Raw genomic sequence first — 24,960 nt, forward strand, 5'->3', positions numbered from 1 at the left:
TGACTTAAAACAATATGCAATTTGCAACTACAATATACGAGTTGGTAGTATTTTAATGATTTCGGTCAGTAAATCTCTTTTGCTCATAGGTTTTCGAATGAATCCGTTGCAGTATTTTTTAATTTCTTCTTCTGCGTCTTTCATCACATAAGCAGTGAGTGCTATAATTGGAATGTCTTTTAAGTTTTCCTCTTCTTTGATCATTCGACTTGCATCTAGTCCATCTAAAATTGGCATTCGAATATCCATTAGTATGATATCTGGCTTTAAATCACGAGCAAGTTCAAATGCTCTTTTTCCGTCCGAAGCTTCAAAGAATTCAATTTCATATTCGCTTAAAAAATCTTTTACCAGATTACGGTTGTAATCCACATCATCTGCAATTAGAAGAGAAAATTTTGGCAATCCTAAACTAGCATTATTTATATCTTCTTCTTTTAAATTTTCATTCATTATCTGAATGTCCGGCAAATGAAGAGTAAACGTTGTGCCAACTCCCACTTTACTTTGCAAATCAATCTTTCCTTTCATCATCTCAGCTAATTTACACGAAATAGTAAGTCCTAGTCCTGTTCCTCCGAACTTGCTTATATTCTGATCTAATTGTTGGTAGAAAGCCTCAAAAATTTTTTCTTGTTCCGCGTCCGTTATTCCAATTCCAGTGTCTTCTATAGCTATCATCAAATCCATCTTGTTGGGATTATTGCGATTAAACACAGAATTCACTTTTACAGTTACAGATCCCGACTCTGTAAACTTAATTGCATTTCCGATAAGATTGGAAAGAATTTGTCTAAGACGAAGTTCATCTACCAAAATTATTTTTGGAAAATTTCCGGAGATTACAAATATTAATTCAACATTCTTTTCAGTGGATTTTAAGTTAAAAATTTCTTGTAACTCACTCAAAACACTATGCATCAATACAGGAGAATTTTTGATCTCCATCTTCCCTGCTTCAATTTTTGATAAATCTAAAATATCATTGATGAGGTTTAATAGGTTTTTGCCGCTGCTCATGATTCCATCTAGATATCTCCGTGCTTTTCCCTCTTTGATTTCATTCTTCAATAGCTCAGAAAATCCAAGGATTGCATTCATCGGGGTTCTTATTTCATGTGTCATATCAGCGAGAAATTCACTCTTTGCTAATGTTGCAATCTCAGCGTGCTCTTTTGCTTTTATCAATTCATTCTCGAATTCTTTTGTGCGGGTAATGTCTGTTATTACACCTACTATGTATTTGTCTCCAGCCTCATCTACGTAAAGACGTTTTCGAGTGAGAATAGTTTTTCTTTGATGAAAGGAATCTGTGAACGACTCTTCATTTACAACATCTTCTTCGTCAATGAGGACTTTATTATCATTGAACCAAAAAATTTCAGCCTCTTCTTTTGGAAAGAAATCATAATCTGATTTGCCCAGCAATTCTTCCCGTTTGAATCCGACGAAGCTACAAAATGCATCATTTAATAAAATCCAATTATGTAGTATATCTTTCACAAAGACGGGACTAGCGATTGCATTGATGATGCTATCTAAAAAATTTCTAACTCCTAAAAGTCTTTGTTCATAGTATTTTTTTTCACTAATGTCTTTGCTATTAGAAGAATAACCGATTGGCTCGCCCTGGTCGTTTGTTATGAGTGAAACTGTCAGAAGTGTTTGAATATTACTTCCATCTTTTTTTCTTTGTATCAATTCTCCCGACCAACCACCTTTGTTTAGGATTGAATCAATAATCTCAGGCGTTTGGATTGTATCACGAGAATTGAAAATGTCTACATTAAGTCCTATTAATTCGGGCTCTTCATATCCGTAAAGCGCATAAGCAGAAGTATTCGCATAACGCACTATTCCCTGCATGTCTGCAAATACAACTGCTTCCCAATTGTTTTTGAGAATATGCTTATAGATTTTTAATTCTTCTTCTCGATTTTTTCGCTCTGTAATGTCTTGGGTTAATCCAAGGAATCTTATCGGCTTATTGTTATTATACTCTATGCTGCCTTCACTCAATACATATTTAATTTTTTCATCGGGCATGATGAGTCTATATTCAATGGAAAAAATTCTTTTTAATTTTATGGCTTCTCTCAATTTCTTGCGCACTCCAGTCAAATCATCTTTGTGCACAAAACTTAGATATGCCCCTACGCTAGAAGAAAACTCATTTTCATTTCTTTCTAGAATTTGATAAATTTCAGAAGACCATTCAATTTTTTTGGAAGCGACATCTAGATTGAAAGTAGCAATCTTACCAATTTTAAGAGCATGAGAAAGAAGATATTCTTTTTGTGCAAATTTATTATTAATCTCTGCTTCACAGTCAATGAGAGTTTGCATTAAGACTTCAGTGTCTTTCTCGCCTTTAGCAAGCTTTGCAATTTTTTGAAAAAGTTCTTTCGTCATGGATTTAATTATTTGTTGATTAGAATATCTTTTGGAATAGAAATTAATCGCTTCTTATACGATTTTTTATAAGATTTTTTAAACTTTGAATGACAGGCTTTGCAGGATGAAAGATATTTTCCTGAGCTAAGTGCATCGGAAGTTATCTTTTCCCAAACCTCTTTGTCTTCTGGAATTGCAAAGCTCGGCATTGCCTCTAGCATTTTCTTCAAAGGTTCTTTATCGCCTTTCTTGAATTTTTTCTCTGCCAATTCCACATGATCTTCCATAAAGTCATGCATTTTCATCTCCACAAATTCTCCTTCTTGGGAGAATAGCCACCCCGCCGAAAGGCAGGTTATCGTAAAACTAATACTTAAATAGAATCTTCTCATAAGGCGAGTTTAACACAGTATTTATTTTTTAAAACGTTTTTTTATTGCTAGAATAAATTAGGCGAAAACTAATAAATCTATGCCTGCATTAAAGTCAGTTCGAAAGAAAATTAACAAAGTTTTGAGAAATAATGAAATAGCACTCGCCATAGCAGGTGGAGGATGCAAAGCACTTTATGGTTTAGGAGTTGGATATAAACTTAGAAGTTGGGGGTTAAAGATAAAAGAAATTTCCGGCGTGAGCGCTGGCTCTGCCATAGGGCTCATGATTTTGTCGGGTAGAGAGGAAGCGGGAATCGAATACTTTGAACAACTACTCAAACGAAACAAAAGTAATTTTTGGCCTCATCACCTTCTCATGGGCAAACGACCATTTCCCCACGAGAATATGTATCGACGAACATTACGTTATGCGATAGACTTCGAGAAAATAGGAAAGAGTAGGGTGAAGATTTTTATCTTAGCTGTAAAAGCATTTCCCCGAAAAGGAAACTTGCATAATTATTGGAAGAAATTGCTTCTCATTCCAAAGACCATGAGAGCAGTTCTACTAGACGATAAAGACAAAGAGAAAGGACTCCCCTGTCACAGAGTAGACAATATTGTAAAGGAATGGAATCTAAAAGAAGTAATCTTTACAAATAAAGACTTTCAGTATCCCGCTATTACCGAGCAGATAATCATGAATTCCTCCTCTATTCCACCGGTGCTTAGTTTTCAGAGAATCAATGAAGAATATTACTTAGACGGAGGGCTAACAAACAATTTGCTCCTTGAATCTTTTTCTAATACGAGAAAAAAGATTGGAATCTATTATGAAGATACAACACTATATGGGAAGTCAGAAGAAGTAATGAAAAATACATATTTCATAAAGCCAGATGGGAAGTTGCCCATTCATACGTTTGATTATACAAATGCAATAGGTGCTCGAGAAGCCTATGAACTCGGGAAAAAAGATGCGGAGGAACAAAAAGAAAAAATCTTTTCTTTTTTGAATTCTAAATATGAGTAAAATAATTTGCATCGGTGCACATCCAGATGATGTAGAGCTTTCTATGGGGGGTAGCGTTTTACGTCTATTAGACGCAGGACATGAAGTTACCATTCTTGATATTTCTGATGGAGAGCCTACACCACATGGATCTGTTGAAATAAGAAAAGAAGAAAGAACTAAAGCAGCGGATTTGTTGGGGGTAAAAAGAATTACTCTCGACTTAAAAAATCGCTATATAGAAGAAACAGTGGAAAATCGAATCAAGCTGGCGGAAGTTTTTAGAGAAATAAGATCGGAATATATTTTTACGCATTATGATTATGATGTGCATCCAGATCATATTGCGGTGAGTAAGCTTACCGATTCTGCACGTTTCTATTCCAAGCTTACAAAATCAGACATAAAAGGAGAACCTTTCTTTCCAGAGCGGGTAATCTACTATTTCCCCAATCATATTAAACTAAATCTAGAACCATCCTTTTGTGTTGATATTAGTCCCTATATCGAAAGAAAGAGACAGGTGCTTGAATGTTATGAATCTCAGTTTATAAAGAAAGGGCAGGGGGCATTCATCCGTGAATCTCTTGAGGCAAATCGCTATTTCGGATTACGCATTCACACAGAATACGCAGAGCCTTTTTTCATGCGTGACACTGTTGGTATTTTAGAAATTGGAAAATTGTTTTTGAAATAAGGCGTTGCGTAAAAGCATTGCCACGGAGGCACTGAGACACAGAGAGAATGAGGTTTTTCATCATTCTGCGTTACAAAAATTATGCTTTTACTCGATCCCTGAAGTAAAAAATTTCTGAATTCTTTCAGCGGTATTCAGCTTATTTTTCTTTTATTGCATCAACAAAAGAATCAAATTTCTTTTCTGGCATTAACTCATGTGTGATTAATTTCCCATTGTAGTAAATTCCCATTGTTCCAAAGGGGCTACTAATTTGTTGTGCTTCTTTCATCGTTTTTAGTTTTATTACTTCAGTAGGGAATTTCTTTTTCTTACAGACGGACGCCATTAATTGTATATATTCTTCCATGAACGGGCATTGATTGGAATAAATAAAAGTAAATCCTTTTTTGTTTGAACAAATTCCTTCTTTTGCGTTCTTCACAAACTTAGGATTATCCGCTTTCTGATTAAACTTAAGTGCAAGTAATTCAAAATAAGGAGGAGCGGAATCAATCAGTTCAAATCCATGTTTCATATAAAACTTTTTATCAGTTAAGAACGGTTTCACCTTATTACCCGTCACCACAACAATTCCATCCATTTTTTTTGATTTTGAATCCTTTATACATTCTTCTAATAATTGAGTCGAAAGACCTTTCCCTTTGAACTGACCGGAAACCCAAAGACAATTGATAACCATAAAGTTTTTGCCAACAATTGGCTTCCATACTTTTTCAATTGGTATGTATTCAATGAAGATCTTTCCTCTCTGGTCAAAACGTTTGAAAATCAGACCATCATTGAATCGATCTCTCATCCAATCTTTTTTTGAATTGGCTCTAGCTTGATTTTTTTTATCATTCCCAATAGCACAACAAATATGCTCTTCTTCTAAGTTCTGTTTATTTATAGTTATGATTTCCATAAGTTGCCACCTCTTAGAGATTTTACTAATTTCATTCTTTCCCTTTCTAATAAAATGTCAATAAAATGTTTATTCATAGAAAGACGTAACTACTCAACATAATGGATTGCCTCTGTGGCAAAACACACTGAGTAGTTACGGAAAGACAATGAATCTTTCGAATGTATTTTTTGAGTTGTCTGAATCATACAACGATAAATTCTGATTATGCGAAAGGAGATTATTATGAATAAAAAAATTGCATTTATTGGTGTGGGGATTATGGGACGCGGGCTTGTAAAAAACTTAAAGAAGACAGGCGCGACCTTACAGATATTTGCGCGTAATCCTTCTAAGATTCAAGAGTTGCAAGATGCGAATACTATCATTTATTCGGAAATTAAGGATGCAGTGCAAAATGCTGATTTTATTATTCTCTGTCTGACTGAAGACCATATTGTAGAAAAATCATTTATGGAAGTAATGGCTGAACCAACACATGCCACTATTTTGGATTTTGGAACGAGTTCACCTGGGCTAACAGCGAAAATGCACAATGAATCTCTCAAGAGAGGTTTTCGTTTTGTAGACTCTCCTATGACTGGAAGTAAAATGGCTGCTGATAAGGGTGAAATTCTATTTATGGTTGGAGCAAGTCAAGAAGACTTTCAGGATTGCAATTTCATCTGGGAAGCCTGTGGTAAAAAAGTCATTCATTGTGGTGATGTTGGAAATGGGCAGCTAATGAAGATTACCCTTAATATGATGCAAGCTGGTCTTGCACAAGTTTATATGGAAGGTCTTATTCTTGGAAAAAAACTCGGACTTGATTTGGGAATTCTTCATGAAATAATAACAAATTCCGCAGCGCGCTCTGGTATCTCAGATTTTAAAGTAAATTGTATTTTAAACAATGACTATTCTACCAATTTTTCTCTCAAGAATATGAATAAGGATTTAAATCATTCTCTTAATATCGCAATGTCGCATAATGTGAGTTTGCCTTTAATTCATTCACTCAAGTCGATTTATGATTCTGGTATGTCGCAGAATCTAGGAGAAGAAGATTTTATTAGTCTATTTAAAGTAAATCAAAAGATGAATGGATTTGAATAGTTATTGATTGAATAACCATTTGTATAATAGTTTAGCAATTGTGTATTTTACAAATGGTTTGCACGCATAATCATCCATACCGATGGAGAGGCATTTCTCTTTATCCCCTTTCATCGTTCCTGCGGTTAATGCGATGATAGGTGTTCGCTTTTCCTTTTCAAGCTTCCTAATCTCTATTGTTGCTTCGAGTCCATTCATTTCTGGCATTTGTATATCTAGTATAATTAGGTCAGGATTCTCTTTCTGAAATATATCAATGGCTTCTTTTCCATTCATTGCTTCAATCAATTTAGAATTTGGCAATAGTTCTTGAATGATTGTCCTTACTAAAAATAAATTGATTGGATCATCATCAACAACTAGGATTTTGGAAATGTTAGTTGAGTCTGGAAAGAAACTATTATAATTCTCATTCGTAGACGAATACTTTGCATCTTCTTGGATATTTTCGTATTCTATTTTGTTTCCAGAATAAAATAAAATCTACTTCCTTTATCTAATTCACTTTCCAATCTCAGTTTACTGTTCATTAGCCTAAGAAGTGTATTCGAAATGCTAAGTCCTAAACCAATTCCCTTATAGCGTCTACTCGTGGAGCTATCTGCTTGTGTAAATGCTTCGAATATCCTTTTCTGATGTTCTTCTGAAATTCCAATTCCTGTATCAATGACTGAAAAAAGAATTTGCATTTGGTTTATTGATGAATCAAATTTTAAAACTTCAATTATTATTTCAACGCTTCCTGCATTGGTAAACTTAATTGCATTAATCAAAAGGTTAATTAGTATTTGCCGTAGTCGAGTAGAGTCTATCCATATATAAGTAGGTAGATTTTTAGCAAGGTTAGTTAGAATGGAAATGTTTTTATCATTGGCTGCGGATCTGATTGTGTTTATTGATTGATTAACTAATTCTATTAATTTTATTTTTTCGATCTTTAGAGCAAGCTGGCCGCTTTCAATTTTAGAATAATCTAATATATCATTGAGTAAATCGAGCAATGAATTTGCAGACTGAAAAACAATTGCCATATTTTTTTCTTGTGATGCATTCAATTTATATTTTAATAATAAATCTGTTAGCGCTATTACAGAATTTAAAGGAGTTCGTAATTCATGACTTATATTTGCAAGAAAATCCGATTTAGCCTGATTTGCCGCTTCAGCCGCTTCTTTTGTTTTAATCAATTCCGTTTCTGTTTCTTTGCGTAAAGTAATATCTTGGAAAGTTCCTATCAGTCTTATAATTTTATCATTGACTCTTATAACTCTACATTGCGTTTGAATCCATAAACTTCTACCACTCTTTGTAATAAATGGTAATTCAAGATTGTATGGAACTCCTTTTTCTATAGCATTTTGCATGGCAGCTTGTAGGACTAATCTACCTGGAAGAGGGTAAAATTGAATAGCCTCTTCTAATGAAAGAGGAGACTTCGTGATCGGGACTTCATGAATATTAAAAATTTCATCAGTCCAAGTGCGCTCCTTTGTTACCGTATCCATTTCCCATGACCCAATTCTTGCTATTTCTTCTGTTTGTCTGAGCAATTCGTTATTACGCGCTAGACTTTTTTCTTTTAAAATTCTTTCAGATGCAATTGCTGTCAGTATCATCGAATTTAACATTGTAATACTGCAAAATCCATAAAGCAGAAATAGGCTAGGATTGATTGATCCCGTAAAGAGTGGACCTTTACCGCTTATCGTTGCAAAGACCGCTATCGCTATTGTTGTGCAAGTAAAGGTTACTGTAATTTTATGATTGAATCGAATGGAAGTCCAAATTAAAAATGGAAATGCAGTCCATGCAAGAGACATTGAGGCGATAGGCGAAACAAGATCAAAATAAATAATTGTTTGGGTGAAGGTCAATAGAATGAGAAGAGAGAATCCTTCGAGCAGAGTAGATTTTGTAGGATTAATATTCGAATTTGATAACCAAGCGAAGACCAAAGCCCCTAAGGTTAATACACCGAATGCGTTGCCTGCCCACCAACCAAGTGAAATTGAAAAAAAAGAATTCCATTCGACCATGCCATTTAAACATAGACCTAGAACTCCGATCAATGCACTAATTGTAGGCGCAATGATAATTGCAATCAGAAAGAACATACCAACATTCTTTAGACTAAGCGGATATTTGTTATTCTCTAGTCTGGATTTTAAAAAATAGGCACTGAACAAAGGCTCAAGACTATTTCCGATAACAGTGGCTATTACAAAACCAATCGGTGCACCTGTTGAATAGGTTGTAAAAAATGCTCCTATACTAATTGCAGGCAAATACTTATAACCCCCGAAAAGTAAAACAGGAAGTGACAGGCCAGAAGGAAGCCAAATTAATGTGACATTCGATTGAATAAATGCAATTTTTAAACCGATCTTGGCAAATAAGTAGAAAGCCATAGAAATCAGAATGCTTGTAAATAAATATCTCAACTTTGATTGCATTAAGTTTTTAGGGCCATGTATGAAGTCTCATTTTAGAATTACTTTTCTTCTTCTTTGCGTTTAATTGGGAGTTTCCCCAGACTCTCACCACCTATGTTTAAGAATACACCTTCCAGTTTAGTTCCCGATAGAAGTCTTGAAAATACTTCCGCAACAGATTCACCACCGAGGATTGCAAGTGGAGCCATTGCTTCTGCAATTTTAACTAGTTGATCTTTATCGTTGAAAGACTGAAGTGCTGCGATGAAATCGGGGCTAATCGCCTTTGCCCGCTCAACCATGGATCTGACCTGCGTATCAAGCTCTTTTGCTGAGAGATTAATATTTTGTTCTTTGAAGAATACTTCTTGGTCAAGCCTAGATTTGTCCCTTGTGAGTTGGACAGAGTTAATCTTGTTCATCAAATCTTCTTTGTTCAACTGATTGTTTAATTTTAAGTCTTCGATGGATGCGTTTGATTTTGCGCGCGTAGTTTCTAAGTCTAAACGCTTTTCTAATTCTTCTTTTTCATAACCGTAGATTGCTTTTTGAGTTGAGTATTGAGATTCACTGGTTTCTTGTTTCACTTTCTCCATGAATTTTAATATTTCAAGCTTTGACTTCTCGCGGGTAAGAGTTGTTGACTCCTGAATCAGAGTTTGTTGCGATTCTTGCATAAGCTTTGCAATGGCTGCATCTTTGATAAGAATTCCCGTAACTTCCACATCGTAGATTTTCATTTCGTTTTCTGTAAAGTGATAACCAGCATTATCTTCACCGAGAATCGTCTTCTTGATAATGTTAATTCCATTTGTGTAAAATTCTTCTACGCGGAAATTCTTTACGGCTGAGCGGATAACAGATCTAAACCTATCAGTGAGAAATTTTACATAATTCTCAACATTAAACCATTTAGAAGAATCATTTATAAAATTCAATCGGTAAGAAAGCTTAATCTGTATGCTTACAAAATCCTTTGACTCTACTTCGATTGTATCGGATACTTTGTTGTTAGCCACTCGAAGATATACATCTCGAATGAGGTTTTCATCTGTCTTTGGATTTCCTTTTGATAGAGAGAATACTTGCATATCCTCGTCGAATTCTAAAAGGTAAGTGCTTGGTCCAACAATGACTTTGCGCTCACCGGATTTACCAACAACCATGATTGCATATCCTGCCCATACTCCGATGGAAACTGCTCCATCGTATTTTGTATCGAGTGTGATATAGCGAGGAGGAGTATACTTATTTCTTCGTTGAAACGAATCGCTGGCTATTTGTTCTAATTCTTCTGCTTCTGGTTCTGATAGCATAGAGTCAGCAACCGAAAATTCACGTTTGCTGGAAGCGGGAGAAGGTGTTGCTTGCGGTCTTGGAGGCAAAGTAGGCTTATCCGCTGGTATTGCTTGCTTGCGTAGTTCTGAATTAATTTCTACTGCTCGATCATTTCCTGGAAACCAAAGACCGACTTGACGATGCTCTAAAATTCTACGAACAATGACTTCAAAGCGAGGATCTGGTAAGAACATATCGGGACCACGACGAAGTTTTACTTCACCGGTGAGACGGTTCATTACATAGCGCGCTTCTCCGAGTGGAATTGCGACTGCGTAGTGCACCTCGTTATCCTCATATTTGACGATTGCATGCTCTTTACGTGGGAAATAAATCATTTGGTCTTTGCCAGTAAAGAAAAGCTCATCACCTTCTTTGTATTGTGCCTCACCTTCTGTGTAAGGAGCGATTACTTTGATGTAAATACCTTTGATTTCACTTAGCTCAATCGCTCTATATTTGCGACTGCCATCTTTTTGGATGAATGTTTCTGTAGGCTCAGGAAATACAACCTCAGGACCTCGCACATAACGCTTATTTCCGTCTTCATCTAAGAGGATACAATATTCTAGCCGCTCAAGAGTAACTGCTTCGCGAATGTATTGGTTTCTAACATCTTTTACTACTTCAATACCAGTTGGGGGTATATAGAACGAAACCTCAGTTCCTTTAATGGTGATATGTTTCCCTAGTTTGAGTTTTGAAATATCAAATTCAGTCTGACCGGTGCTTGATTCACTTGTCTTGATGACCGCCTTATTCCAATTATCCTTAGCGGCAGTCTCGTCATACACTCGCACGACCAAGTATTGATTCGATCGTAAATGATGACCTTTAACTACATTTACCATTTGCCCCGACCAGAGAGGAAAAGAAATCGGTCCGGGGATATTTACTTTATGCCCCACGTTTAGTTCGATGAGGCTATTCACTGTTCCAGTCTTTGGATTTGAATTATCTTTCGCAGGATTTTTTAGAACAAGATACCAACCTTCTGGAGATATCGCAAAGGTTTGAATGGCTCCTTCTAGAGAGCACTTTTCAAAGCGTTTCGTTTTCTCATTGAAGATGATTGGCTGATCGGTGTTGGAGAGACTTGCTTTATATGGACCAACGTAAATATTAATATTACCTTTTGTTTGGTCAGAAATAAATGCAAATTCATTTGGGGAGAGAATTAAATCCCTTTCGCGTTGTCTTTCTTCTACTGCCATAAAAATCTCCTGCTAATAGTTTATTCTGCAAATCTTAATTTGAATAATAGAACAAGCAAGTAGAAAAATATTCGTTTTATTTTTTACTTTGAGTGACTACTCTAATTGTTTTAGCAGGTCAATCATTTCAGCATTTTTAAATGGTTTTACCATCCAAGCAGATGCTCCTGCGTCTTCTCCTTTTTTACGAATCTCAGCACTAGACTCGGTGGTCAAAATTACAATCTTCATTGATTTGCCGTTGGGATGATTTAAAACTAGTGGGACAAGTTCGATTCCAGTCTTGCCAGGCATATTTACGTCGAATATTCCAAAATCGAATTTTCCTTCTTCAATTTTTTTTAGCGCCTCATCGGCATTAGACGCTCTAACTACATCATAATCTTCGAGGCTTAGGGCAGTCTCAATTATATTCAAAACCATTGGAGAATCATCAACTATAAGAACTTTTTTCATAATACTTCCTTGCCTTTTTTATAAAATTGGAAATCGAACCCAAACGCATACATCTTTCATATTGTTTTCTCGTCTCATATTATTGTCTGTTGTATAAAACGAAATACTCCCTTTGTGTAAATCAATAATTTTATTTACAACTGTCAAACCCAGACCAAATCGAAATGTTTCCTGCATGAATCTATCATCTACAACATTAGTCAATCGAAAAAATGGTTCAAAGATTTTATGCGCATTACTCTCCGTTATCCCCACTGTTCCGTCTGAATTCTTGTAGGCGGGATTCAGGATTCTGATTCCAAAATCCGTTTTATCATGTGAAAATAGAATATAGATTGTATCTCCATCTTCCGAGTATTTAATTGCATTTGTTAATAATTCATCAAAGACTAGCTTCAAATTTTCTGGGCTGGCAGTAATTGATCTTCCGGCTAGGTCTCTTGGAAAATCACCCATAACTATCTTCTGATTTTTAATTCCAGCAACTGGTTTCATACCTTTTACCATTTCGGTTAATGCAGCATAGAAATCTTTCAGGGTTAATTTCCCTATATAAAAATCCTTTTCCGCTAATATGGCTTGTGTTTTAGTTAAACTATCACTTAGTTTTAGAATTTCGTCGTAGTTGTCTTTTAATAGGTGATAAATTTTTTCATGAACTAAGTAAACTTTTTTCTCTTCATCTAATTTAGCTTTTGAAAATAAAATACTCAGTGTGCTAATAAGTGATCCGAGACCACTTCCATGGAAGAAGCTAATATTGATTTGGTGTATTAATTCATTTGCAAGAGATTCGACTTTTCTAGTATCAAGTTCTTTTCTCCAATCAAATACTTTAATCATGGATTCGAAAACTTGTTTCTCGTTTGATTTAAAATCAGAAATCTTGGACATCACCTTTCCGTAGGTGATAGCCTTTGTTATCGCAAAATGAAAATTGAATTTATAAATTGGGTAGGAGATAATATCATACACATGATAGTTTTCCATCATTTGTAGAAACTTGTCTCCTTCCTCTCGATTGATTAATAGAATAACCAATTGAAATGGATATTCGGAAAGAATATTTCCAAGATTTTTTTGATTTTCGCTACTCGTGTCAAGAAAATCATAAACGAGTAGCCATGTGTCATCTGATTTAAGATAACTTGTGAGATTATCCATATTATCCGCTACGTTGAAAGCGTAAGTAAGATCATCAACGTAGGTTTTCACCTGCTCTGTTATTTCTTTGTTTTGAGTATAGAGTAATATTTTATCAGACATATTGGCCCGAGTAGTTTAAATAATTTTTTATCTTATTCACCATTTGAGAAAGGGGAAGTTGCTCTTCCACACCGCCGATTTCGTAAGCAACTTTCGGCATTCCGTATATGAGTGCCGACTGTTCACTTTCGCCAATGGTTCTCGATCCAGCTTCTCGCATTGCTAGTAACCCTTTTGCTCCGTCCATTCCCATGCCTGTCAAAATAACGCCAATTGTCTCACTGGCAAGTTTATTATCAACAATGGAATGAAATAGAACATCCACAGATGGTCTATGTCCGTTAACTTTCTCGGCACGATTTAAGCCAACCGTGTGATTAATTCCATTTCTTTTATTTACCACTAAATGAAAGTCTCCCGGTGCAACGTAAATTCTTCCTGTCTGAATTATATCTTGATCTTTTGCTTCTCGCACATCAAGTCCGAAATCTTTAGAAACTCCCTTTGAAAAAGTAGCCGTAAATCCTGGCGGCATATGCTGAGTAATCACAATGCATGGAAAATCTCTAGGCACTGTAGATAGCACCTGACGTATTGCAGTCACTCCACCAGTTGATGCACCAATAGCAATAAGATTGTATTTACTCTTTCCATTTTTACCTGCCATAGGATTATTCATGAGTGGCATGGATTTATATTTTAATTGCTTGAGCCATCTATCAATATTGATCGTAGATGCTGTTTTAATCTTTTGAATTAATTCTGCTTGCGTTGATTCGAGAGTAATCGCTCCACCATCTGGCTTTGTGACAAAGTCAACTGCACCATATTGCATTGCTAAAATTGCTTTCTCTGAACCTTCCTCAGTTGTGCTACTGACCATGATCACAGGGATTGGATACTGAGGCATAAGCTTTCGCAAAAATTCCACTCCATCCATGCGAGGCATTTCTACATCTAGAGTTAAAACATCGGGCTCTTTTTCTGGAATCAGCTCGCTTGCTTCAAAAGGATTTGAAGCTTCTCCTACCACTTCAATGCGCGGATCGGTCGTTATCATTTTTCGAATAACATTTCGAACGACTCTTTGGTCGTCCACAATAAATACTTTAATTTTTTTGTTATTGTCCATGTGCTGCTTCGGATTCTTTGTTTTCCTTGTAGTAATTATTAATAAAGAATCTAATGTCTAGAATCATTCCAATATTCCCACTTCCCAGGATTGTGCAACCTGAAAAGCCCTTTGTTCCTTTTAAATAATCTGGAATTGGTTTAATTACAACCGATTGATTTCCTACAATTCCATCAAATACTAGGGCTAGCGAATTATTCTTATACTCCACAATAATTACATATAAAGAATTTTCGTAGTTAGAGTCCTTGTCACTTGAATCGTGATTGAGTAATCTCTCTACGGAGACAACGGGTATTAGCTGCTCTCGGAAGCGAATTACTTTTTTGTCCTGATCGATATAGTCGATTTTCGATTCTGCCAAATTCAGTGTTTCTTTTACGTCTATTGTGGGGATAATATAGAATACCCCGTTGTAGATTACCACCATACCTTCAATGATAGCAATTGTAAGAGGTAGCTTTAGAATGAACGATGCTCCCTGGTCTTTTTTCGTCTTGATTTCAACATCGCCGTTGATCTTTGCTATATTTCTGCGAACTATATCAAGTCCTACTCCGCGTCCTGAAATATCAGTTACTCTATCACTAGTCGAGAATCCAGGTTGAAAAATAAAATCCCAAATTCTTTCGTCTTTTAGATTTTCGTCTTCTCCTTCTTTGATTAATCCGCGAGCCATTGCTTTTTTCAAAATTCTATCTCTATCTAAGCCTGCACCATCATCAGAAATAATAATCCATACTTCATTTCCTGAATGCATTGCTTCAATCTTGATATGTCCGGATTCTGCTTTGCCCTTGGCTAATCTCTCTTTGCCTGTTTCCAATCCATGATCGATACAGTTGCGGATAATATGAACTAGAGGATCTGTTAATATTTCAAGGGCATTCTTATCAATTTCTGTTTCTTTTCCCGTAACTTGAAGACCCACTTTCTTTCCTGTTTTTTGTGCTAAGTCTCGAACAAGTCGTTCCATTTTATTAAACAAACCTTCGAGGGTAATCATCCTTAGCTGCAAGGATACTTCTTGTAGATTACGGACTACTTTACGTAAATAGGAAGATTGAATAGAAAAGTTCGGAAGATCTAGTTCTTTGATGTCTGGATTTTGAGTTACAAGAGATTCAGCTATCACTAGCTCACCAATCATGTCTAGTAGGTAATCTAATTTCTCTGTTTCGATTCGAATGTCTCTTTTTTACTGTAGCTTGTCCATTCGAATTACCGTTATTTGCCTCTATAGTATTTTGAATCTTTTTTTCTAAAACAGGATTTTCTTGCGTGGCTCTCTCTGTAATATGTTTATCTAACTTATCAGATTCTGAATTTTCCGGAGTAGGGGCAGGTTCATTCGAAACTGGCAACTCCTTATTATCCTCTTCTGTTATTGGAGTATCAGAAAGCACAATTTTCTTTTTGAAGATTCCAAACCTAGGCTCTTCTTTCTTTGGCTCTGAAGACTCTGCTTTTAGATTTTCTTTTATATAGAAGAGTCGGGGAATTAAAGTATCCGCCTTCTCTTTATACATTGTATCTGTTTTGTTTTCGTTTAAATTTGTGAATATTTCGTATAGAGTATCTCTTGCTTCCATGAAGAGCTGAATCATTTTTTGATCAAGAAGAGAATTGTCATTTCTTACAATCTCTAATAATGATTCTGCTGAATGCGATAGGTTTACTATCACATTGAAATTGAAAAATCCCGCATTTCCTTTGAGTGTATGGAAATAGCGGAATAATGAATTTACCTTATCTGCGTCAACCGTTGACTCAGTTAAACTTTTTTCCAATTGGATCAGAATTGCTTCTGCTTTATCCAATATCTCTTGTGAATCAAGCACAAGGTCTGAAAGTTCATTTTCTCCAAGCATTGTAGAACCTAAGCAATTCCTTTTACATCTTTCTCATGAATAAACTTATTCAGGTCGATTAATATTTTCAATGTATCGCCTGACTTTCCAATGGAATCGACGAATCGTTCCATATTTGCTTCTTCAAATCCGGGTGAAGGCTCAATGCAATCTTTTGGAATTTTTAAAACTTCTTTAACTCCATCGACGATAAGCCCTGCACTTAGATTGTTAAAATTCATAATCAATATGCAGGTGAATTCGGTATAGTCTATCTTGGGTAAACCGAATCTTAGCCGCACATCAATGACGGGAATAATCTTCCCTCGAAGGTTAATTACTCCCTTAACATATTCAGGTAAGTTTGGAACAAAAGTCACAGGTTGAAATGCAATGATTTCAATCAAGTAACGAATCTCTATTCCATATTCTCTTCCATCAATGAAAAAGATAATATATAAATCTTCCATCGTATCCTGTGAGTCTTCCTCTATTTCTTCATCTATTATTGCTGTTACCATAAACTTCTCCTTATTTCAGTTCAATTCTTCTTTTTGCGGTTGTCTGCGCGTCTCTTTTCTTATCATCTCTTGTTTTTTTGATATTAAATCTTTTTACCATATTTTGAAATGCTTCTGCTTGGCTCGACAACTCAAGACTAGCCGCAGAACTTTCTTCCGCTGTTGCGGCTGCACTCATAGTCACCTGTGAAATCTGATTGACGCCAGCAGTGGTCTCTACAACGGAAGAAGATTGTTCGACAGATGCTGTTGCAATGTCTTTTACAAGATCAGTAACTTCTACAACACCAGCTGTCATCTTATTCAATTCGTTTGCAGTTCTTCCCGCAATGTCCATACCAGAGCGAACTGTTTTAATTGAGCCTTCAATCATCTTAGTGGTTTCTTTCGCAGCATTGGCACTACGAGATGCGAGGTTACGGACTTCTTCTGCAACTACGTTAAATCCTTTTCCATGTTGTCCTGCACGTGCTGCTTCTACAGCGGCGTTTAATGCGAGTATGTTTGTTTGGAATGCAATTGCATCAATTTCTTTGATAATCTTAGCAATGTTTTCAGAAGTTTCACTGATTTCTTCCATTGCTTTGAGCATCCCTTTCATTTCGTTATTGCTTGATACTGCTTGGTCTTTTACATTGAGAGCACGATAACTTGCATTCTTCGCATTATTGGCATTATCCTTAGCTTTGAGTTCTATGAGAGAGAGAGTAGCAGTAATTTCTTCTATACTACTCGCTTGCTCATTTGATCCTTGTGAAAGAGATTGACTCGAATCAGCAACTTGTCTGGAGCTAACAAAGATTTGCTCCGATGCATCCATGATCTCTCCGATCAAGTCATTGAAAGATTCAATGATAAGTTTTAAGGCTTCTTTGATTTCCGCAAAATCACCATTAAACTCTTTTTTTATTTCAACAGTTAAGTCGCCCGCCGACATAGAAGAAAGAACTCTAGAAATTTCTCCCACATATTCATTGAGTGTTCCGAGACTTGAGTTGAGCGCATTCTTAAGAATTGCATGGTCACCTTTATAGTCTCCGGTAACTTTGGATTTTAAATTTCCTTTAGACAACTCCACTAATACGTTAGTCGCTTCCTGAGTCGGAAGAATTAGAGCGTCTAACGTTTGATTAATTCCTTCGACTACTTTTCGGAAATCGCCTTTGTGCTTTGATGCATCTGCTCTTGTTGAAAGTTTACCTTCAATGCCTGCGCGGGAAAGCATATTAGCATCTGTCACTAAAAGTGTAAGTGCTTGAACGGTTTGCTCAAGTGATACATAAATTTTTTCATATTGCTCTTTAACCAATTTAGTATCTTGATCTGATTCTTCTGGTTTGATGGCAATACTTGTATTTCCATTCTCCAATTTCCCTAATGCGTCAACTAATTTTGTAACTTCTTTGATTTGGTATTCTCCAATCTTTTTGGAAACTCCCATCGCATTTTTAATTTGGGTTTGATCCATTACAACTTCAAAGGCAGCAACAACTTCTCCCTTTTCGTTCTTGATAGGAACGGCAGAATAATTAATATCTAAGACTAAATTTCCAGGTCTTGCTACGTTATCTCGCGCAATATTTCGATTATCCCGCATTGTCAAATAACAGGCACAATTTTCCGTTTTACAGTCATTCGTCTTAAAATGATCAAAGCATTTTGTTCCGACGAGTTCCTTACCCGTGCGTCCATTTAATTTTGCACCGGCGGAATTCATATAAAGAACATTGTATTCCTTGTCAATAATCATTGCTGGAATTGGCATTTGATCTAGAAATCCAACTAATGAATCAATCGTCTTATTAACCCCTTCTAGAATACTCTTAAAATCACCAATATAAGAATCGATCTTGGCTCTTGTGCTTAGTCTTCCTTCTATAGCTGCTTTAGAAAGCATATTAGTTTCTGTAAGCATTGTCTGAAACATATTCATCAATCGATTCAAGGCTTCTGATGTTTTGCCCATCTCATCATTATGAGTAACTTGTAATCTAGAAGAAAAATCGCCTTTTGATTCTAAACCAACAACAAAAATATTTATATCAGAAATAAATTGATCCATTCTTGAAGTAATGCGATTGATGCTCTTCGTGGTAAAAATCGTAACGAGTATGATGATGATTGTCGCAAGAATGGAAATGATAGAAAAGGCTAAAAATATTTTCTTTACACTTGCATCTGTCTTTGCGCCTTCTGAAGTAATAATATCTTTTTGGTAATCACTGAAACTTGCTACTGCTTTTGAAAGATCATGCTGTCTTGGTCTTAGTTCTGATAGAAGTAATTTCTTTGCCTCTTCTTTTTTGCCACTATCGAATAAATCTAAATACTGATTTAAAGTCTCTACATATGCACTTCTCGTCTTCATTACATCGGCTAATAATTCTTTTCCTCTTTCGCGTCTAACTACAGTCTTTAAATATTCAATGATCCTTGGATTCTTTTCGTCTCTGATATTAATAATAATATCTCTTTCCTTCTGAATTTCTTTTATATCTTCCAGTAAAAGTATACTTCTAGTGGAACGGGCTGTCTGATTAATATTATTATTCATTTCATGCAAAGTTAGAATCTTTGGAATTCTATCATTGACAATATCATTGACCGAATGCTGAATTTCGTTTAATCCAAATAAATTATATATTGCTGTTCCCAAGAATAAGAAAAGCACTCCTATAAAACTAAAAATAAGCTTAGATTTAATTGATAATTTTTGAAACATTTTTAAACTCCTTAGAGGATAAATTAACTTATCCTCTACAACTTTTTTATATTCCCGTTTTCATTATTTGAGGTTAATCTTTCTTTTCCCCGTTGTTAGCGGTGCTTCTTTCTTTTTTTCCTCTTTTCCCCTTTTGATATTGAAACGTTTTACCATATTTTGAAATGCTTCTGCTTGGCTCGACAACTCAAGACTAGCCGCAGAACTTTCTTCTGCTGTTGCGGCTGCACTCATAGTCACCTGCGAAATCTGATTGATGCCAGAGGTCGTCTCTACAACAGAAGAAGATTGCTCCATAGATGCCGCTGCAATGTCTTTCACCAGGTCTGTCACTTCTACAACACCTGCAGTCATCTTGTTTAATTCGCCTGCAGTTCTTCCCGCAATGTCCATACCAGAACGAACAGTTTTAATTGAACCTTCAATCATCTTAGTAGTTTCTTTTGCAGCATTGGCACTACGAGATGCGAGGTTACGGACTTCTTCTGCAACTACATTAAAACCTTTTCCATGTTGTCCTGCACGTGCTGCTTCTACAGCGGCGTTTAATGCGAGTATGTTTGTTTGGAATGCAATTGCATCAATTTCTTTGATAATCTTAGCAATGTTTTCGGATGTTTCGCTAATTTCTTCCATTGCTTTGAGCATCCCTTTCATTTCGTTATTGCTTGATACTGCTTGGTCTTTTACATTGAGAGCGCGATCACTAGCATTCTTCGCATTATTGGCATTATCCTTAGCTTTGAGTTCTATGACAGCAAGAGTAGCAGTTATTTCTTCTACACTGCTTGCTTGTTCGTTAGAGCCTTGTGAGAGAGATTGGCTGGAGTCGGCAACTTGCCTAGAGCTAATAAAGATTTGCTCCGATGCATCGATGATTTCCCCGATCAAATCATTGAACGATTCAATGATAAGCTTTAAAGCTTCTTTGATTTCCGCAAAATCACCATTAAACGCTTTCTTAATCTCGATAGTTAAGTCGCCCGAAGACATGGAAGACAAGACTCTGGAAATTTCTCCCACATATTCATTTAAAGTTTCGAGACTGGAATTTAAAGCATTCTTGATGATGGCATGATCGCCTTTGTAATCACCGTTGACTCTTGCACTTAGATTTCCTTTGGCTAATTCCAATAATACGTTGGAGGATTCCTGCATTGGACTGATTACAGCGTCTAATGTCTGATTAACCCCTTCGACTACTTTTCGGAAATCGCCTTTGTGTTTTGATGCATCTGCTCTTGTTGAAAGCTTACCTTCAATAGCCGCGCGGGAAAGCATATTAGCATCGGCAACTAGTTCTTTCAGTGCATTTCGAATGGCAACGTTACTCTTTGCCATGATGTCTTTATCTGACATGACTTTTATTTCGACATCTAAATTTCCCTCCGCTAAACTTTGAACAACGGCGGCATCATGTTGGGTATTTGCAATCATACTTTGGATATTCTTGAATAGGGAGTCTCCTTGTGATCTCATTTCAATTCTGACTTCTGTATTTCCAATAGATAGAGAAGAGGCTACATTGGTAAGCAGACTTTCAGAGTCAATGAGTAGGTTTAAGTTATTCTTAATAGTATTAAAATCTCCATTATAACTCTCTGTAATTTTGGGAGGAATAATTCCTTTAGAGATTTTGTCTACATAATCAGCGGCAACGTTTAAAGGTGTAATAACTGCGTCTAATGTAGCGTTAACCCCTTCGACAATTTTACGGAAGTCTCCTTTGTGTTTGGTTGCATCGGCACGCGTAGCTAATTGACCTTTGACAGCAGCATCTGCCAATTTTCCAGCATCACTAATCAACGCTTTTAGGTTCAGTCGGACTTGATCAATTATTTCATTGATGAAAGCTTTTTTGCCAGGTAGCTTATCAATATTTGCCTCAAAATTTCCTTCTCCAAATTCTTTAAAAATTCCCATTGCTCTTTTTTTAACGCTAATATGGTCAAATACCATTTTATTGATACCAGTAACCATTTCTTGGTATGCACCTTGGAATTTTGAAACGTCAATTTTTACATCAATGTCTCCCAGTTCATGCTGTTTGGACATATCATTCATGGATTCAATAATACCCAAAAGGGAGCCAATGCAAGTGTTGAGATTATTTTTGATAGTGTTAAAATCTCCGTTGTAGGTATCGGTGATTTTGGAAGGGATATTTCCTTTGGATATTTTATCTACATAATCTGCGGCAACATTTAAAGGTCCAATCACAGCGTCTAATGTCTTATTAACCCCTTCTACAACCTTTCTAAAGTCACCGGGATAACGAGAAATATCTGCACGAGTAGAAAGTTTTCCCTGAATGGCAGATTCTGTAAGTAACATAGTATCTTTTTTCATATTCTCTAGCATTGCTAACAAACTACTGAGTGAGTTAGCGACCTCTGCTACTTCATCCTTGGAGGTTGAATCTACTTTAATAGAAAATTCTCCTTCTTTTTCCACTTTGCGAATAGCAAGGAGTAGAGCGGCTAACGGTTTCGTAATAGAATTTGAAGTCATGTAACTGAAGAAGATAGAAAAAAGAATAGCGATAGACGATATAACTAGCACATAGGAACTCGCTTTTTGAGAATCATTGAGTGACTCTTGATTGGCAGTAGTAGACAGCTCTGTTTCATATACGATTAAATCTTTTACCGCTTTCAAATATTGCTGCTGAGTAACTGAGAATTGAGGTAAAGTATCTTTTGCTCCTTTGTAGTCGCCTACTTCTAATTGCGAAATGTATTTGTCCTGATAGGGAATGAATTTTGTTCTTGCATCGGCTAATTCCTGTATGCCAAATCTTTCCTTTTCCGTATTTGCATTTTCACGGAGAAACTGAATATCTTGCACATTGCCTGAACGGTTTTGCAGAATTCTATCTTTTGCAAGCAATACTTCTTCTCTCGATTCTTTTAGTGTTGCGCTGAGTAGGTAAATTGTATTTTCATTGACGCGGTCAATAATATTATTGCTTCGGACAACTTTAGGTGAATACACTTTGGTAATTTTCTCCAAACTTCCTCCCAAATGACTCATCAAATAGAACACAATAGTGCTTAGTATGACGAGGAAAAATATAACTAATCCATATCCCAGCCTAAGCTTCGTTGAAATTTTTAAATCCTCTAACATTTTGAAATCCTCTTGTTTGCTAATTTTTATATATATGTAGAAAATTAAAATATCAGATTATAAATGAAAGAAAATAAATAAATTATTCTGAATTCGTGATATTTATCATAGTTCTTGCCTTGCAAAGTTGGATTTTTAAAGATTACTTGAGATGAACACATATGAACACGGATAAAAGATAAGATAGTCTTATGCAAAAAAATGGGAATGAGGAAAAGCGCACAGAGTTTTTTTTTCGGGCTTACTGGTAAATTTTACGCAATAGAGCTTTTTTAAAAATAGAATAATCTTTGTTTTGATACTGGCTAATAAGTTCATACGTATAATTTCCTTGCTTCACTCATCTCACCCCAATTTTATATAAGTTGCGGTATATGCCTGCTTTGTCCTGAGGCTGTGTAAAAAGAAGATTTTCCCACGCAAAGCCGCGAAGGCGCAAAGAATAGAGTTATGCCTTGTAGTAAAAATGTCCTTTCCTTCGCTCAGGACAGGCTGGCTCAGGATGATGAGGCTAATGCTGTTTAAACGCTTTGTATAAGATAACGTTTTATCAAACATAGGGTAGCGATAGGTTCAAAGCTATACTCAATATAGGTTCCCTATGCCCCCTGAACCCATATTTAAGGTATAAGGGAACCCATTCCTACCCTATGTTATGTGCATCGTCTTCTTATAGGATGGTAAAAGGAAACTACTTAGGTATGGGGAGTTAAGCTATTGGAAGAAGAAAACTTGAATAATTTGGCATCGGCTACTTTCTTTTTCCCTTGTCGGCAAACGGGAAAGTAGAATTCTAGTTTAGAAGGAGTTTTGCAATGAAAAATCTTTTAGATGCGATTAACTCATTTATTCAAGTAAAAGAAAAAACAAAAAAAGCAATTCAATCTAAAACCGCATTTATTAGCATCTCCAAAAAAGAAATCTTATTAAGTCATGGGCAAATAGCCGATAACCTCTACTTTATTCGCAAGGGTTTGTTTCGGGGATTCTCTATGCACAAACGAAAAGATGTTACGAATTGGTTTGCGAAAGAAAATGAATTTGTAACTTCTATGTATTCTTTTGTGTCTCGAAATCCTTCTCTCGAAACTATTGAAGCCTTAGAAGATTCAGAGCTTGATTTTATTTCTTACAAAGATCTAAATGAACTGTATTCCACGTATGCAGAATTAAATATGCTCGGTCGAATCTTTATTGAAAAATACTATGTTGAGTTAGAGGAAAGAGCCAACTCGTTTCAGTTTCAATCGGCTAAAGCTCGTTATGCGCACTTCCTAGAAAAGAATTCAACCTTGTTTCGTCGGGTTAAGTTGGGTCATATCGCATCCTATCTCGGAATCACAAAAGAAACTTTGAGTCGAATCCGAACTTGACCTTTTGACTCCACTTACGGGGCTAACGAGTATTTACTGTTCTATCCTGTTTACTTTCTATTTAAACATTTAACATCAGAAGAGAAAATAGTTTGCTAAATTGGATTTTGTAAATAATTCTAAGCTTGAATCAAACCTAATTCTTGAACACTTTGAATTGATTTCAGCTCTTTAGCAAAATGCTTTCTAGATTCTTCTAAGTCAAAATAGTTTTGAAGATTGAGCCAAAACTCAGGCTCGATACTAAAAAATTTACCTAGCTTTAAAGCTGTCTCTGCGGTTACTGATCGTTCACCGCGAATGATCTGCCAGAGTCTTGTTTGCGAAAGTCCGGTTTCCTTTGCTAATTTATAAACAGAGATGCTCATTGGAATTAAAAATTCTTCTTTTAGCACATCACCGGGATGAATGTTTTTTATTTTCTTATTCATAGTATAATTCCTATTTAATGATAATCTACAATTTCTACATCACTTGCATTTCCATCAGTCCAGATAAAGCAAATTCGATACTTTTCGTTGATTCGAATGCTCCACTGACCTTTTCTATTCCCTGATAATTGCTCCAAGCGGTTACTAGGAGGAATCCGCAAAGAGTCAATACTAGGTGCAGACGCAATCATACGTAACTTTCTTCGTGCTACTTCAAACAAATTAGGTGATAGTTTTATTCTCTTTGAAAATTCTCCTTCCCAGATCATCTCGGTTTCTTTGTCTGCGAAGTTTACTATCATATAATGATAGTAAACTAAATTGATTTATTTTGTCAATGAAATTTTTATTACCACGAAGGATTTCTCTTTGTTCGACCGAGCGTGGAAGTCACCGAATTACTTACACGTAAATCCATTGCGAAGGTTGATTACTTGACATTCCAAGGCGATTTTAAGGATTATAGATTTGTGAAAGAGAAAATAATTTGGGTTTGGCGTTTTATATTTCTCGCGTCGGTAATTTTATGGTTAAAATCCAACGTGCTTACAGTTGAAGTTTTTCTTCTCATTCTTTCGTTTTCTAATATTTCTGAGCCTTTTTTACATCTCTAGTCTCTTATGCGTTTCAAATTTATTCATTTTACCGGGTATTCATAAGTAGCCGCATTAACACTT

General features: G+C 35.9%; 20 protein-coding genes. 4 read left to right on the forward strand and 16 right to left on the reverse strand.

The window, feature by feature from the left end:
* Positions 1-27: 27 nt before the first annotated feature.
* Together IPH52_25355 and IPH52_25360 are read right to left on the reverse strand one after the other, a co-directional pair.
* Positions 28-2,412: a PAS domain S-box protein gene (locus IPH52_25355; protein ID MBK7058313.1), complete on the reverse strand. Its 2,385-nt coding sequence runs from the start codon at positions 2,410-2,412 to the stop codon at positions 28-30.
* 8 nt (positions 2,413-2,420) lie between these two features.
* Entirely contained in the window at positions 2,421-2,786 is a 366-nt protein-coding gene (locus IPH52_25360; protein ID MBK7058314.1) for a hypothetical protein, read from the reverse strand.
* Positions 2,787-2,865: 79 nt separating this feature from the next.
* Between IPH52_25360 and IPH52_25365 the strand changes: the two genes are divergently transcribed.
* A complete protein-coding gene (locus IPH52_25365) occupies positions 2,866-3,801 on the forward strand; it encodes a patatin-like phospholipase family protein (protein ID MBK7058315.1) in 936 nt (311 codons plus the stop codon).
* Entirely contained in the window at positions 3,794-4,477 is a 684-nt protein-coding gene (locus IPH52_25370; GenBank protein ID MBK7058316.1) for a PIG-L family deacetylase, read from the forward strand. Before IPH52_25365 ends, IPH52_25370 begins: the two co-directional genes overlap by 8 nt.
* 139 nt (positions 4,478-4,616) lie before the next feature.
* Here the strand turns inward: IPH52_25370 and IPH52_25375 are convergent, their stop codons facing one another.
* Complete coding sequence (locus IPH52_25375; GenBank protein MBK7058317.1) at positions 4,617-5,384, reverse strand: GNAT family N-acetyltransferase; 768 nt, start codon at positions 5,382-5,384, stop codon at positions 4,617-4,619.
* Positions 5,385-5,606: 222 nt separating this feature from the next.
* Here IPH52_25375 and IPH52_25380 point away from each other — a divergent pair, with 222 nt between their 5' ends.
* The gene (locus tag IPH52_25380; protein MBK7058318.1) at positions 5,607-6,479 is read left to right on the forward strand and encodes an NAD(P)-dependent oxidoreductase; all 873 of its coding nucleotides are present in this window, start codon (positions 5,607-5,609) and stop codon (positions 6,477-6,479) included.
* Here the strand turns inward: IPH52_25380 and IPH52_25385 are convergent, their stop codons facing one another.
* The 11 genes from IPH52_25385 to IPH52_25435 form a co-directional block, all read right to left on the reverse strand.
* Positions 6,480-6,962, reverse strand: coding sequence for a response regulator (locus IPH52_25385; protein MBK7058319.1), 483 nt, complete (start codon positions 6,960-6,962; stop codon positions 6,480-6,482).
* The gene (locus IPH52_25390) at positions 6,935-8,887 is read right to left on the reverse strand and encodes an MASE1 domain-containing protein (protein MBK7058320.1); all 1,953 of its coding nucleotides are present in this window, start codon (positions 8,885-8,887) and stop codon (positions 6,935-6,937) included. Before IPH52_25390 ends, IPH52_25385 begins: the two co-directional genes overlap by 28 nt.
* Before the next feature lie 83 nt (positions 8,888-8,970).
* On the reverse strand, positions 8,971-11,463 hold the full coding sequence (locus tag IPH52_25395) for a hypothetical protein (protein ID MBK7058321.1): 2,493 nt from the start codon (positions 11,461-11,463) through the stop codon (positions 8,971-8,973).
* 96 nt (positions 11,464-11,559) lie between these two features.
* Positions 11,560-11,919, reverse strand: a complete 360-nt coding sequence (locus IPH52_25400; protein MBK7058322.1) for a response regulator — start codon at positions 11,917-11,919, stop codon at positions 11,560-11,562.
* Positions 11,920-11,937: 18 nt separating this feature from the next.
* Positions 11,938-13,185 carry a sensor histidine kinase gene (locus tag IPH52_25405; protein ID MBK7058323.1) on the reverse strand — a complete coding sequence of 416 codons (1,248 nt, stop codon included), beginning with the start codon at positions 13,183-13,185 and terminating at the stop codon, positions 11,938-11,940.
* A complete protein-coding gene (locus IPH52_25410; protein ID MBK7058324.1) occupies positions 13,178-14,257 on the reverse strand; it encodes a chemotaxis response regulator protein-glutamate methylesterase in 1,080 nt (359 codons plus the stop codon). The genes IPH52_25405 and IPH52_25410 overlap by 8 nt, the downstream gene beginning before the upstream one ends.
* Positions 14,247-15,407: a chemotaxis protein CheA gene (locus IPH52_25415; GenBank protein MBK7058325.1), complete on the reverse strand. Its 1,161-nt coding sequence runs from the start codon at positions 15,405-15,407 to the stop codon at positions 14,247-14,249. The genes IPH52_25410 and IPH52_25415 overlap by 11 nt, the downstream gene beginning before the upstream one ends.
* Complete coding sequence (locus tag IPH52_25420; protein MBK7058326.1) at positions 15,397-16,128, reverse strand: Hpt domain-containing protein; 732 nt, start codon at positions 16,126-16,128, stop codon at positions 15,397-15,399. The genes IPH52_25415 and IPH52_25420 overlap by 11 nt, the downstream gene beginning before the upstream one ends.
* A gap of 8 nt (positions 16,129-16,136) precedes the next feature.
* On the reverse strand, positions 16,137-16,628 hold the full coding sequence (locus tag IPH52_25425; GenBank protein ID MBK7058327.1) for a purine-binding chemotaxis protein CheW: 492 nt from the start codon (positions 16,626-16,628) through the stop codon (positions 16,137-16,139).
* A gap of 10 nt (positions 16,629-16,638) precedes the next feature.
* Positions 16,639-19,350, reverse strand: coding sequence for an MCP four helix bundle domain-containing protein (locus IPH52_25430; protein ID MBK7058328.1), 2,712 nt, complete (start codon positions 19,348-19,350; stop codon positions 16,639-16,641).
* Between the two features lie 63 nt (positions 19,351-19,413).
* Entirely contained in the window at positions 19,414-22,479 is a 3,066-nt protein-coding gene (locus IPH52_25435) for an MCP four helix bundle domain-containing protein (protein MBK7058329.1), read from the reverse strand.
* Between the two features lie 815 nt (positions 22,480-23,294).
* Between IPH52_25435 and IPH52_25440 the strand changes: the two genes are divergently transcribed.
* Positions 23,295-23,852 carry a Crp/Fnr family transcriptional regulator gene (locus IPH52_25440; protein MBK7058330.1) on the forward strand — a complete coding sequence of 186 codons (558 nt, stop codon included), beginning with the start codon at positions 23,295-23,297 and terminating at the stop codon, positions 23,850-23,852.
* Between the two features lie 119 nt (positions 23,853-23,971).
* On the opposite strand, the gene IPH52_25445 is transcribed toward IPH52_25440, so the two are convergent.
* The gene (locus IPH52_25445; GenBank protein MBK7058331.1) at positions 23,972-24,283 is read right to left on the reverse strand and encodes a HigA family addiction module antidote protein; all 312 of its coding nucleotides are present in this window, start codon (positions 24,281-24,283) and stop codon (positions 23,972-23,974) included.
* A gap of 14 nt (positions 24,284-24,297) precedes the next feature.
* The gene (locus IPH52_25450) at positions 24,298-24,585 is read right to left on the reverse strand and encodes a type II toxin-antitoxin system RelE/ParE family toxin (GenBank protein MBK7058332.1); all 288 of its coding nucleotides are present in this window, start codon (positions 24,583-24,585) and stop codon (positions 24,298-24,300) included.
* Between the last annotated feature and the right edge of the window lie 375 nt (positions 24,586-24,960).

This window comes from Leptospiraceae bacterium (assembly GCA_016708435.1).
Classification (GTDB): Bacteria; Spirochaetota; Leptospiria; order Leptospirales; family Leptospiraceae; genus UBA2033.